12 protein-coding genes, 1 pseudogene and 1 riboswitch are annotated in these 13,282 nt (G+C 44.6%); of the genes and pseudogenes, 7 read left to right on the forward strand and 6 right to left on the reverse strand.

Going from position 1 to position 13,282, the window contains the following annotated elements; all coding sequences use genetic code 11:
• Positions 1 to 43: 43 nt before the first annotated feature.
• The 4 genes from eno to ACKWMY_RS03325 all read right to left on the reverse strand — a co-directional run bounded on the left by eno (position 44) and on the right by ACKWMY_RS03325 (position 3,667).
• Positions 44 to 1,324 (reverse strand): phosphopyruvate hydratase, encoded by a 1,281-nt coding sequence (eno, locus tag ACKWMY_RS03310; protein WP_409485873.1) that lies wholly within the window; start codon positions 1,322 to 1,324, stop codon positions 44 to 46.
• 14 nt (positions 1,325 to 1,338) lie between these two features.
• Positions 1,339 to 1,767, reverse strand: a complete 429-nt coding sequence (locus tag ACKWMY_RS03315) for a universal stress protein (RefSeq protein ID WP_409485874.1) — start codon at positions 1,765 to 1,767, stop codon at positions 1,339 to 1,341.
• Positions 1,768 to 1,770: 3 nt separating this feature from the next.
• Positions 1,771 to 2,673 carry a manganese-dependent inorganic pyrophosphatase gene (locus tag ACKWMY_RS03320; protein WP_409485875.1) on the reverse strand — a complete coding sequence of 301 codons (903 nt, stop codon included), beginning with the start codon at positions 2,671 to 2,673 and terminating at the stop codon, positions 1,771 to 1,773.
• A gap of 105 nt (positions 2,674 to 2,778) precedes the next feature.
• Positions 2,779 to 2,853: riboswitch (Fluoride riboswitch) on the reverse strand.
• 295 nt (positions 2,854 to 3,148) lie between these two features.
• Positions 3,149 to 3,667 carry an outer membrane beta-barrel protein gene (locus tag ACKWMY_RS03325; protein ID WP_409485876.1) on the reverse strand — a complete coding sequence of 173 codons (519 nt, stop codon included), beginning with the start codon at positions 3,665 to 3,667 and terminating at the stop codon, positions 3,149 to 3,151.
• 1,002 nt (positions 3,668 to 4,669) lie between these two features.
• On the opposite strand from ACKWMY_RS03325, the gene ACKWMY_RS03330 reads away from it, so the two are divergent.
• The 6 genes from ACKWMY_RS03330 to ACKWMY_RS03355 all read left to right on the forward strand — a co-directional run bounded on the left by ACKWMY_RS03330 (position 4,670) and on the right by ACKWMY_RS03355 (position 11,310).
• Positions 4,670 to 5,374, forward strand: a complete 705-nt coding sequence (locus ACKWMY_RS03330) for an HAD family hydrolase (RefSeq protein ID WP_409485877.1) — start codon at positions 4,670 to 4,672, stop codon at positions 5,372 to 5,374.
• A 670-nt stretch (positions 5,375 to 6,044) separates the two neighbouring features.
• Positions 6,045 to 6,584 carry a spore coat U domain-containing protein gene (locus ACKWMY_RS03335; RefSeq protein ID WP_024531036.1) on the forward strand — a complete coding sequence of 180 codons (540 nt, stop codon included), beginning with the start codon at positions 6,045 to 6,047 and terminating at the stop codon, positions 6,582 to 6,584.
• 9 nt (positions 6,585 to 6,593) lie between these two features.
• Positions 6,594 to 7,103, forward strand: coding sequence for a spore coat U domain-containing protein (locus ACKWMY_RS03340; protein ID WP_409485878.1), 510 nt, complete (start codon positions 6,594 to 6,596; stop codon positions 7,101 to 7,103).
• Positions 7,104 to 7,134: 31 nt separating this feature from the next.
• Positions 7,135 to 7,842, forward strand: coding sequence for a molecular chaperone (locus ACKWMY_RS03345; protein WP_409485879.1), 708 nt, complete (start codon positions 7,135 to 7,137; stop codon positions 7,840 to 7,842).
• A gap of 49 nt (positions 7,843 to 7,891) precedes the next feature.
• The gene (locus tag ACKWMY_RS03350) at positions 7,892 to 10,222 is read left to right on the forward strand and encodes a fimbria/pilus outer membrane usher protein (protein ID WP_409485880.1); all 2,331 of its coding nucleotides are present in this window, start codon (positions 7,892 to 7,894) and stop codon (positions 10,220 to 10,222) included.
• Positions 10,210 to 11,310 (forward strand): spore coat U domain-containing protein, encoded by a 1,101-nt coding sequence (locus ACKWMY_RS03355; protein WP_199061502.1) that lies wholly within the window; start codon positions 10,210 to 10,212, stop codon positions 11,308 to 11,310. Before ACKWMY_RS03350 ends, ACKWMY_RS03355 begins: the two co-directional genes overlap by 13 nt.
• A gap of 100 nt (positions 11,311 to 11,410) precedes the next feature.
• Here ACKWMY_RS03355 and ACKWMY_RS03360 read toward each other — a convergent pair.
• Positions 11,411 to 11,746 (reverse strand): annotated as a pseudogene (locus tag ACKWMY_RS03360) (low molecular weight protein tyrosine phosphatase family protein).
• A 2-nt stretch (positions 11,747 to 11,748) separates the two neighbouring features.
• On the reverse strand, positions 11,749 to 11,967 hold the full coding sequence (locus ACKWMY_RS03365; RefSeq protein WP_024531042.1) for a hypothetical protein: 219 nt from the start codon (positions 11,965 to 11,967) through the stop codon (positions 11,749 to 11,751).
• A gap of 181 nt (positions 11,968 to 12,148) precedes the next feature.
• On the opposite strand from ACKWMY_RS03365, the gene ACKWMY_RS03370 reads away from it, so the two are divergent.
• Entirely contained in the window at positions 12,149 to 13,060 is a 912-nt protein-coding gene (locus ACKWMY_RS03370) for an EamA family transporter (RefSeq protein ID WP_409485900.1), read from the forward strand.
• Positions 13,061 to 13,282 lie beyond the last annotated feature (222 nt).

Raw genomic sequence — 13,282 nt, forward strand, 5'->3', positions numbered from 1 at the left:
ATTAATAACCCCGGCGGTTCGCCAGGGTTATTGCCATGATAGGTTATTTAAAGGCTGACTTTCCTGCAAACTGTGCTGACGAACCCAACTCATCCTCAATTCGCATGAGCTGGTTGTATTTTTCGATACGCTCACCCCGGCACGGGGCTCCTGTTTTGAGATGACCTGCACGCATGGCCACTGTCATATCGGCGATAAAGCTGTCGATCGTCTCTCCGCTGCGGTGTGAGATAAAGGCACCCCAGTTGTTGTCATGGCAGAGCTGAACCGCATCAAAGGTTTCACTCAGGGAGCCAATCTGATTGAGTTTAATCAATGCAGCATTCGCAAGATTTTCATCAATCCCGTGCTGTATATACTTCACATTGGTCACAAACAGATCGTCACCAACCAGTTCAATCTGATCTCCCAATCGATCATGCAGAATTTTCCATCCTGCCCAGTCATCTTCCGCGAGGCCATCTTCAATAAGGACAATCGGGAAGGTTTTAACCAGCATCTGGTAGTAGTCCGCCATCTCCTGCGAGGTCAGCTCGGCATTCTCCGTACGCAGATGATATTTTCCGTTTCGATAAAACTCACTGGAGGCTGGGTCCATACAGATAACGATATCTTCATTAGGGCGGAACCCAGCTCTCTCTATGGCAAGGACAATCAGTTCCAGCGGTTCACGATTTGAAGAAACTGCCGGAGCAAAACCTCCTTCATCGCCCACACCGGTCGACAGGCCCATTTCAAGAAGAACCTGACGAAGCGACTGGTATACTTCACTACCCCAACGCATGGCCTCCCTGAACGTTGGTGCGCCGTAAGGCGCAATCATATATTCCTGAAAGTCAGCCCCCTGACCGCGGGCATGAACGCCCCCATTGATGATATTCATGCAAGGCACCGGCAGCAGATTTGCCCCAATCCCACCAAGATAGCGGTACAAAGGCGTATGAGATAGTTGAGCGGCGAGCCGTGATACGGCCAATGAAACGCCCAAAATAGCATTTGCCCCCAGGCGCGCTTTATTATCCGTCCCATCCAGGGCAATCATAATGTTATCGATGCCGCGCTGATCGCGTACATCATGCCCTTTAAGGCTGTTATGAATCTCAGTGTTAACGCTTTTGATCGCATTGAGGACACCTTTCCCGCCGAAGCGCGTTTTATCACCATCGCGGCGCTCTATAGCCTCTCGCGAACCGGTACTTGCTCCGGAGGGGACGGAGGCTCTTGCAACAGTACCGCATTGGGTTGAAACATCGACTTCCAGGGTTGGGTTACCCCGAGAGTCCAGGATTTCACGGGCATGGATTGTTTCAATAATAAAGCTCATATAAACCTCTAATATCAGTTGGTTGCAATATGCTTAATCAACACGTCAACGGTCAGATGGTTGACGAATTCAATTGAATGGGAAGAGAGCATCCCGAAAAGTCTGTTTTTATGTCCCATAATGACCAGATCTACACCCGCATCGGCGACGTAGGCCTCTAGGTCTTTAAAGCGGCTGATCGTCACTATCTCTTTCACATCCACGGGAAAATTGACTGTCTTCACTAACCGACTAAGCATTGCTTTTGCCGCAATAATTTCAGCAGACTGCCGGTATTTCGTTAAAGAGTCTGAGGTAATGTCTAACTCTTGAAGATCTGAAGTGAGGTGTCCAAGGGTGATCGCCGTCCCTTGTTCATGAAAACTCCTGGCGACACTTTGAAGCAGAAACTGGCCGTCGGTTTCATCGCTGAGCATTAACAGAGCATGTTTATACATTTGCATTGACTACCTCGAGGAGGTTGAGAAAGTATCCGTCAGCCACGGCAGTATCTCTTTTTTCCTGCTTATAATGCCTGGAAGAGACAGACACGTTAGATTGAGCGCATTATTTTCTGAGAAATATATCGTTGTGTTTTTCTTAAAGATGTCCGTGACCGCCAACATCGCAATGTCAAAATCGCCGGACTGACACTCTTTTGTTAATGCGATAAGTAGGTCAGCGAGCATTGCATCTACTGCTGACATGCTGGCGACTTCGATTTGAGAAAGCAGCACCGACTGGGCGTTAATCCGGTAGTGCTTGGCGTCTTTCTTAAGAAGTGAGTCTGGTGTTTGCCCCCCAATATCTGTTTTCGCGATCAGCAACTCTTTCACGAAAGAGTCATAATTGAGTTGGCTTATGGAGAATAATGACTGCACGGCAGCGATGTCATGAGCTGTAGTGGTAGGTGATGTGAGCGCAACAGTATCACTCAGTATCGCTCCTAACATCAGGATGGCTTGAGATGAAGAGATCGGCTGAGGATTTTCAAGGGTAAGGATTTGCCAGATCACCGTGGCACAGCAGCCGTAGGAACGTATCCAAACATCCGGAGGATCCTGTGTCATAACCGTGCCCAGCCGGTGATGGTCTATGATGCCAACAATGTTGCCGTCGGCAAGTGAGGAAGGGCCCTGTTCCAGATCGGTAAAGTCGACCAGCCATACCTGTTTGCCACTGAGGTCTTCGTCGAGCAAGGGGGGAGGGGCTACTCCGGCCTGCTGCAGAATAAACGCCGTTTCAGGTGTAATGTCACCGAGCCTAAAAGGAGTCGCGCGCTTGCCGAGATTTGTCAGCCAGTCTGCTGTAATGAGCGCGCTGCAGATGCTGTCGCTGTCGGGATTCTGATGGCCAAAGACATAGATCATTTCAGCGTCTCCTCTGAGGTATCAGACGCAAGAAAGATCAAAGGTAAAAGATGATTTTTTTTCATAAGTGTACCTGACATACGTGCCTAAGGATAAAAGCAAAAATGTATATCAGGCGTCATCATCCGAACTGGACAGTCCGGCGGTTGGGAAAGGTGGAACACCATCACCTTGAAAAAAAAGCATAGGGCAAAATTATAATCTGTGCAACAAAAATGCCGCCTAATTTGACCGTGATCATTTTTTCCTGACATTCAGAAAATCGTTTAAAGCTTCACTACTTTGAATTCTAGGTGAATTTTATTATTCTGAATTACGTTTCACGACTACTTTGAAGTACTCTACAACCGGACCCGGTGCCACCGTTATCACAGCGGCATCTGTCAAGAGGCCTTCGAAAAGGCCTCATCGTGAGGACAGAAGCAGTCTGTAGAATTGGGAGTGCTCCAGTGATGGAATAATAGCCGATTAATCACTAAAAGCCATATCCTATATCAAATGTCCCTATGTTTGCATTGTAATTGTGCATTTTCATACGTTGATAAGATAAGCCGATATTCCAATGTCGCTCATCACCAAAATAATATTTCCACCCAATGGCGCCATAAAGGCCAAGTCCGTTTTTACTCTCAATAGTATTATCTTCATGATAAAGGTTAGTGCCTGCTCGAATATAGAGTGAATGATGCCCCAAAGGCAGTGTGGCTTGCAAGGCGAGCGGAATTGTATGATAGGTTATGTTTTCAGGATGAGCGTAACCATCTGAAATGATGAAGGTTGTGTCGCCAGCTACGTTTGCATGCCCATACGCATAGCCAGTATAAATGCCTAGGTTTTTTGTAAAATCATATTGATATCCTATTTGTATATGACCACCTGCATCATTACCTTCTATATAAGTAACACCTGAATTTAAAGATAGCTCCTGCCCCGCAAGTGCAGATAGCGGAGCAATGAGGAAAAGAATAGCATAGCATGTTTTTTTAATTTTCAAAATTCACTCCTTAGATATAACTAAAGGTTTTCTGGTGGAAAATGTTTTTTGTTAATATCACCATGATGTAATGCCAATGGTAATATTAACAAACTAAACAATGGTTTCGTCTATTGATTGATGCTCTAAAAGATAATCTACCCAGTCTTTTAATTGCGGTTTTTGTATGGATAGGATGATGATTTGACACTCCTCTCATAGAGGCACTCACCATATTGTTAACTAAAATGATGGTAACTATTAAAAACAGGGTTTTTAAAAATTTATTCATGATGGTAATGTCCAATATATGCATATTCTTATAACTCACTGTTTTAAAAAACATTTCATGATGTTTTCTATCGCTAATTACAGAGTTTGAGCAATAGCAGAGGTAATAAATACAGGGTAAAACAAAGGCAAGAATGGATGTAGAGGGTTTATTCTCTACGTTTACCAAGTAATAATGAGGTTTTGTTGATTTTTTCATGACGATACCTGACAAGTTAGCCTATTTGAATAAGCGAAAATATATCAGGCGCCATTATCCACTTTATAACTTAATTATAAGTGGCGGTTCGGAGAAGGTAGAGCACCATTACCTTTAAGTCAATTATCATTCAACAAAACAGGGAAATCAAGGGAAAAATAAAAATGTAAAACAAGATTTTCAAGACCCAAATAATGATAAATGGCGCCCCACTAACATATTGTATTATATTTATTTTATTTTTAGAGGTTACACACTGGTATCATTACCATGCACATCTCACTTACTAATTAGCTACATTACTTACTATAGTTTAACTTAGAATCAATGCGGCAACGCCACAAATGCAGTTTAAAATCCATGATGATTGTTTACTTTAAATTAAGAGTGATTTTAATAATTCTTTCTATGTAAATAATTTTGATGAGGGTTTAGTGATTTTCTAGGCATGGTCTAATGTTGGGGCATGTTTAATGGCATATGATTTTATGCTATGATTGAGGTTGATTAACTATCAGTGAGAGATTGATTCAATGAAGTTAGATGCAATACTTTGGGATTATGATGGAACACTGGTTAATACCGTTCCCAAAAATATTTCCATCACTAAGGAGATTCTATCCATTGTCGCGCCGCATTTGACAAAAGAAAATTTACCCAAATGCTTACAGAGTGAAGAGTTATACCATATTGCTAATCATAGAGCTAAAAATTGGCAAGAGCTATATATTGATTACTATGGGTTGTCACATGAAGAAATGTTAATTGCCGGAAGCCTGTGGGCAGAGTTTCAAGATAAAAATAAAACCAAAGTTGTGCTTTTTGATGGTGTTAAAGATGTTTTAATTAAATCAAAAAATATCCCTCATGGTATTTGCTCACAAAACTCAAAGGGAAATATCCGTAGAGTGTTTGAAATAAATGGGGTGTCTGAATTTTTTAAAGCTATTGTTGGTTACGATGATGTTCCAAATCATTACCAAAAACCACATCCATTTGGTGGTGTTAAATGTTTAAAGTCAATTTTTGGCCGTGCTAAAAATTATTCAATTATGTATATAGGTGACCATGAGTCTGATACGCAATTTGCTCGTAACATACAATCCGAACTCGGAATTAATGTTATCTCAGTCGCTGCGGCATATAGTCTTTCTGAACCTAAACACTGGAAAGTTAAGCCAGATTATATTGCATATACTACAAAGGAGCTTTTATCTATTATTGATATTCACATGTAAATATATTAAACAGGGTTTTAACTCAGGCGTTCTTGCAGGCGAAACGTTGCAATGCCATGGTCATATCACACATCAACACTACGTTTAGTTTGTCATTCTTTCAGTCCAGAGCTACTTATAGCGCCTTCTTATCTAATATGACATGTACGAGCAGCCTCTTCGGGCTGCGCATTCTCGTCTTCAAGTTACTTCAACCGTTCAACGTCGGGCTGTACTGGCCCACGGATGGCAGACCATACGTTGTAATATTACCAGTAATGATAATGACTTTATTCAGATAATAGATCCCATTATCACTTCAATAATGATAATTATTATTGAACTTTATTTTTGTGTTTTGGCCTGATTTCCCATTAAAATTATCTTTCATTTTTTGAATGATGATAATTATTTTGTATAACGGAATTGGTAAGGGGATATATCAAAGTGTAAATCAAAAAAATATATTTATGTAAGGCTATTTTTATTTATGAAACTAAAGATTTCAACAGATTTTTTTACTCACTATAAATGGCAATTAAAACAAGGGATTGTTGTGTTTTATATCCAATCTGTAACATAGATAAAAACGATCGATTGAGGTTTTTTCATTGGTAATAACGTGTTTTACTGCAGGTGTTATTGATTTAGTCTTTTGCGAAAATTCTTAATTAATATTTAAGAGGTTGTAATGAAATGTCATTTTTTTAAAGCAAGAAGCTTGTGCTTTTTACTTGGTGCGGCCATTTCCGTCGTGGCTAATGCTAGTGTAAATAGCAGCTCTATTTCTGGTGAAATTTCAGTTTCCTTGAATGTATTACCCGGCTGCGTTGTTAAATCTGCCCAACAACCCAATGACTTATCGACTGTCGCTGATGGTCAGCAATGGATGACGTTAGCTTTTCCTGATACTGGCGCAACCGCAGGCTCTCAACTAAACGCACAAGATAAAATGAATGTTCAATGTACGGCGGGAGCACAGCCTTCATTGACATTAGACGCAGGGAAACAGGGTGATAAAGACATGTACAATATGTTGAATGAAGATAGTACAACGAAAATGCCCTATACCCTTTCCAGCGATCAGGAAGGTACCAGTATTATCAAACCGAATGAGCCAGTAAAAATCACCAGTTCTGGCGATGTCGTGCTCTATGCTAAGGCCACGGTTCCACAAAATGCTCAGGCAGGGAAGTATACGGACACCATTAAAGCCACCATAAGCTGGTAATTGAAGGTCATGGGCATCAAATTGTCTTCAACATCCTTGATACTGGTGCTGGGGTTATCCACCATGAATTCCCCTGTACAGGCTAAGGCTGGCCAGCAAGTCAGCGCGAAGTTTGATGTCACGGCCACTATTAATAACGGTTGCAGATTCATAGGGAGCAATAAACTTTCTGTGGATCTGCCTGATCTATTGATTGGTCAATCCTCAGTTTCCAGCCAAACCTATTTTAACCTGCAGTGTACACCTGGTGCTAACGCAACCATTAGCATTGATGGTGGGCAGCATTCCTTAAGCGGGGGAAACCGGGCGCTAGCATTAGATGGAGGAAATGATCAACTGATCCCCTATCAGATTTTTGCAGTGAAAGAGGGAAAGAAGATTGAATGGGAAACGCCCATTGTATTCACCCCCGATGAGTTAAATAACAAAATTGAAATTGACGTGGAAATAAATCACCCTCCATCTCCACTTATACCAGGTCATTATACAGATACAGCAACTATAACTGTCTCTTACTAAATGCAAAATAAATTGTTTGGTGGAATACCGCATGAATAAATTACTTTTTTCTTTTGCCATGCTGGCATTTTCTACTCATTGCTTTTCCGCAGCAAATATGGAAATCTGGCCGGTCACGATTTCTTTTACTGGTAGTGCTAAGAACAGCGTTTTTTGGTTAAAAAACGTAGGTAGTGAAAGTGTCAGTCTGCAAGTCAGGGTATTGAACTGGCAACAGGCAGACTCTAAGAACTTGTATGCGGAACAAAATGAGGTTTATACGGTACCTGCTTTTACCATTATACCGCCGCAAAAAAAGATCCCGATAAGGATATATGGTATCAAGAATCAAGGCGACAAAGAGCATGACTTAAAGGTTATTATCGACGAGTTACCGACGCCTGATGTAAATCAAAAGAGCACACAGAACAATATAAAAATCCGCATGCAATATATTCTCCCCCTGTTTGTTTATGGGCAAGAGTTGCAACCCGCTATTCTTCCTGGTGCAGACGGTGTACCAAAAGAAAAACATCATTTAATGTGGTCTGTTGAAAAAAATACGTTATGGATAGAGAATCATGATAAGACACACGTAAAAATCACCTCCATTGATTTTAAATGTGGAAAAAAATCATGCTATCACCAGGATATTCCCGTCAGCTATGTTTTGCCAAATGCCAAAATGGCGTTCGTACTCCCTCATGATCATTTAATTCCAGCTGCTGCAAGCGCTTTGGAAATTCATCCATCCAGATAAGTAGCAGCAATTTTCCCTGCGCCTGGCTGAGAGCGAGAGCGAAATGATAATGAATAAGATTACGGTATCTCTGCTAATCATAATACCGACGGCGATGGTTCATGCAGCAACCTACGTTGACACTATTCCCGCCCAGAACAACGCAAGGCAGGACCATATTTTCATGGTCAATATTAGCGAAAACGGGAAACATTTGCCCTCTCCTGAGCGGGTCATCATGAATGGCAGTATGATTGCTCTGTCTACAGAGACTCTGGACAGCCTACACATTCGTTATGCAGGCTATCAGGTAAAAGATCACTATGTGGACATCAGCAAAATCAGCGGTGTCACCGCCATTTATAATGCCAAAACGCTGGAGTTGGCGATTGATATCCCTCCAGATTGGATACCATTACAGCTCGTTAAAATCCCGGATCGCTGGAATTCCCCCTATTACGCTGAGAATGTAACACCAGGCTTTGTTTTTGATTACGATATTTATGATGAGCACCCTCGTAACAGTAGTTATTTCTCTTCCTGGATGAACGGGCGCTACTTTAATCACTTTGGCTACGTGAATCTTTCCGGGCAGTATATCGATCTCCATCAAGGAGGGCACGGCTATTCCCGATTCAAGCGGCTGAATACCAGTTGGGTTTTCAATAATCGCAACAGTGCACAAAAACTGATACTTGGTGATATTCAAACCGATTCTGGCAATGGTTTTGGTGGTGTCTACATGGGGGGAATTCAGCTCCGTCGGGACTACACGCTACGCCCCGATATTGTCACTTATCCCTCTCTGCGTCTGAGAGGCACTGCTTCGACGCCCTCTTCGCTAGACTTTTTTGTGAATGGCTATCGTTCGGCCAGTTCTCATGTCGATCCTGGCGCTTATGTTATCAACAATATCCCTTTTATTAATGGTGATGGAACTATGACGGTAGTGACCACCGATGCGAATGGTCGGCAGGTCTCTAGCCGTATTCCTTACAGTATCCAGACTGACATGCTGCGTCCTGGATTAAGCGACTTCAATTTTTCAGTTGGAGCGCTGCGCTACAATTATGGTTGGCAGGATGATCAATACAAGAATATCGCCCTCAGTGGTACTTATCGCTATGGTATGACCGACCGCCTCACCGCACTTTCCCATATTGAGGGCGCGGACGGGTTGAAGATGATGGGGGGCGGAGTCCAGTTCAATATGAATAGCTGGGGCCGTCTTGATGCCACGGTTACCATGAGTGATGCGCAATACTCGCGGCGAGGTGCCAGAGAATACCTTGGTTACAGCAAACAATTCCAGCGCGCCAATATTAACATCAGTCACATCCGCTCAAGCGGCGGCTACCGGGATTTGGACAGTTTTGATTCTGATTACGGTAGTGCATTAGCCTCGGATCAGATCTTTGCTTCTTATGCACTTGGCGCTTCGGCTGGCGTCCTGGGGGCTGGGCTTATATATCAGCGCGATGATATTGGCATTACGCATAAAATAGCCAATCTGTCTTACAGTACCCTTGTCGCCAACCTTTTCAGTCTGTCGATTTCCTACAGTAAAGCCTTCTCTGAGGACCGGGCGGATAACTTTATGCTAGGGATATCACTTCCTTTCGGCAGTAATACCCGAATCGGTGTACAAAATATGCAGAGCAACAGTAACGCCAGTACGAATGTCGTTTCACTGACGCATAACTCCGGTTCAGAGCTAGGGGTTGATTGGGATCTGAATTATAGCCGCGAGAGAAATGCCGACATGGGCTATCGCGATATGTCTGCCACTTGGAAAACGCCAGCGTTCAGCGCCAGTGGTGGGGCATATGGTTACAGGGATCTGACGCCATGGGCTGGGCTGCAGGGGAGTGTGGTGTTTATGGATAAAAGCGTCTTTTTCACCAAAACGGTGGGAAATGCGTTTGTCAAAGTGGACACCTATGGCGTAGAGGGGGTCCCGTATTACTTGGATGGAGCCTTGAAAGGCAAAACGAATAATCAGGGGATTGGTTTTATCAGTGACGTCGTCCCCTATGAAAAAAATCTGGTCACGATCGATCCTTCCTATTTGCCTGAAGATGTCAATGTCACTGACGTGAGAAAGAGTTTCTTTGTGCCGGAAAACTCGGGTTACAGCGCGAAGTTTTCCCTACAAAACTTGAATGACCAAGTATTGCTGCGCCTTGTTCCGCCACGTGGAGTGACTTTCACATCAGGAAGCGAGATCCAGGATCAACATCACCATACCGTCGCGCTGTTGGGTAATGGTGGCTTGGTTTCAATGAGAAGGCCGCGGGTGACCGAGACTTACACGCTGGTTTCGGATGGACAAAAACGGTGTTCCTTCCAGCTTTCAGCAGAAAATAAACACGGCATTGAGGTAGCGACATGCGCACAATAACCCTGCATTTTCTTTTGCTGGCACTTAGCCTGACTTTTGTGCCTTCGACTTGGGCTATTACCATAAACTGGTCTAAGATCTGTGATATTAGTTGGACGGATGAAGTAGTCGATTTCACTGCGGGTGGGGCAGTTTCTCCGTTGGATCTGGCCGATACCCCACAGGATTACAGCCAAGCGGTTCATGTCTGGTGCGATCAGGCTCCCGATATCACCACCAAAGATGCTCAGCATATCGGGTTAGTGGTAGAGCAGCAGCATAATAGCGCGACTTCTTTTCTGGCCATGTCGGCAAATCAGGCGAACCAAAGTTTATTGCCCTTTGTCTTTTGCCTTGGTAATCATGGGTCCAATCTGCTTTGCGTCGATACGGTGAATAAAAAAATAACCTACAATTGGGGAACGGATGCATCTGTTCCTTCTCTGATGCCGCAGATTTTTCAGAAAGTCACCGATGGAGAAATGCCTGATGATTGTGCAACAAAGGGCACATGCGGTAAAGGTCGTATATGGCCTATCCCCAGTGGACCGTATGATTACGTTGCGCATGTGCATATCACCACCGATCCGAAAAAGATTGCCTTATCGCCTCCCATACCAGGAGCTTACTCTGATAACATTACTCTTCGTCTCAACGGGCAGGTGGCTTCTGGCCGCACCCTCATCCCTGATCTTGACTTGACCGCCGATAACAACCCGACGGTTACCTTGACGGCAACGCTGAAAGACGACTGCCGCATTATCAATACCCCCGATGTGCATTTTGATGGCGCCTTTTCATCGGAACTGACGCAAACGCAAGATATTACCCTGCGTTGTACTAACACGACGCCCTATACCATTAGCTTTCAGGGGGGGAACGACAGCATTGGTTGGCACCAGATGAAATCGCAGACCTCGGATACTTTTTTACGTTACCAGATGTATAAAGATGAATTACATACTCAGGTATGGGATGCAAATCAAGCCGCGGGGGAGGGCAATGGCAAAGAGCAAAAATTGAGAGTCTTCTATGCTACCGATCCATCACAACAGAATGTGCCGGCGGGGAGCTATAAAGATACCGTTACGATGACGTTATCCTATTGATTATTCGTACGTTGAATCTGGAATTCAGGAAAGGTTAATCTGGATGAGCAGAGAGCGTTTACTGGCATCCACCACTTACGGGGACATGTCCCCTAGAAGATTATTTCAGGATGAAAGGCAGCAGGAATGGCTCAGTAGATTGCTCTAGTAGAGTGATAAGTTCGGGATCCATATATTGGTAGTCATCAGGTATATCGAGAACGTGCAGCGGCTTGTGTTCCAACAGGCGGCGATACTCGGCCACCAGCCGGTTTTTGTGTTTTTGCTCCATGACAAAAATCATATCTGCCCAGCGCAATAACTCCGGCGTCACCGTTTTAATGGCATGACGGCTGGTCCCGGCCTACCTTGCGGTCAGGCCGGGAGTCCGTTGCCATATACGTTCTGCGGTAGGGCTGCGCCATTGATTACGGCTGCAGACAAACAGCACATTCATGGTTATTCGATCTCATCGAGTGCGTTACGCCGGGCTACGGCGCGGGATATCTGCGGATACTCTATGCCTAATTGACTCGCTCGCGTTATTTTATGTGAGCGGGTGTAGAGCATTTTCCACCGCTTCTCTTTGGTGAACTTGGGTTGAAAATCCCCCATCTCACGGTGTTTGTTGCGTTTGTTATTAACCAGGCGCCAGGCCCGGCCACGTATGTCAGTCATGTTAATGCCTCATCGGTGTTATCGGGGTTCAGCAGCCGCGATAATACGAGAGGTAGTGCAGCAGCATCATATGCCGCCCGGTAATGCTAACATTTCGGCTATAAACAATAAATCGTCTTGATACTGTGGCTGCTGGCCTGACGAGTCGCAACCTCTCTACGGGAAATAAAAGGAATGCATGATGTCAGTGAAGGATAGGTTTTTGGCGCTGTTCGTGGTGGTAGCCTGGGGGCTGAACTTTGTGGTGATTAAAGTTGGGCTGTATGGCATGCCACCGTTTTTATTGGCAGGCCTGCGTTTTGCGCTGGTGTTGTTCCCGGCGATGCTGTTTGTCAAACCACCGAAGGTCCCGCTCCGCTGGATGCTGGCGTATGGCATCACCATCAGCTTTGGTCAGTTCGCTTTCCTGTTTATGGCGATCAAGCTTGGCATGCCTGCGGGCTTGGCATCACTGGTGTTGCAGGCTCAGGCTTTCTTTACCATTTTGCTCGGCGCGCTGCTGCTGGCCGAAAAGCTGAAGTGGAACCATATTGCCGGGATTATGATTGCCACCGTTGGCATGTTTATGTTGGCTAGTGCGGGCATGGCTGGGCAAACGACGGCAGGCATCACGTTGACCACCATGATGTTGACGCTGGCCGCAGCGTTATCCTGGGGACTGGGGAATATCACTAATAAGGTGATTATGCGCGATCGCAATGTGCCGATCATGTCACTGGTGGTGTGGAGCACGCCCGTACCAGTGGTGCTGTTCTTCATATGCTCATGGCTGTTTGAGGGGAAAACTCAGTTGATTGACAGCCTGGTGCATATTCAAGGCGAAACTATTCTAGCGCTGATCTATCTGGCGTTTGTTGCCACCATTATGGGTTATGGCATCTGGGGTAACCTGTTGAGCCGTTACGAAACCTGGCGCGTTGCGCCGTTGACGCTGCTGGTGCCGGTTATCGGTATTCTCTCTGCCGCATGGCTATTAGACGAAAGGCTATCATTGCAACAAATGATCGGTGCATTGGTTATCATCGTGGGCTTGCTGGTCAATGTGTTTGGTGGTTTGCTCAAGCCTGCCATCAGAAAATATCAACAGCGCTAGTGGTGTGAAGGGGGAAATGCTGAACTCCTTCATGTACTCATTTTTCATACCCTGTCCGTCATCCATTGAAGGCAGCGCGATAAAGCATGAACCAACTTTACCATCACCAGCCCTAATCTAATTGTTTCACCCTCACACATTTTGCGACTATTCCGGATCCATCGCTATAGGCATCGGTGGTACAGTGGCGCGATTTTCATTCATTTGATGTTTTTTTGGCTG

Origin of the sequence: Serratia sp. J2, from assembly GCF_046269175.1 — a bacterium.
In the GTDB taxonomy this organism is placed as follows: domain Bacteria; phylum Pseudomonadota; class Gammaproteobacteria; order Enterobacterales; family Enterobacteriaceae; genus Chania; species Chania fonticola_C.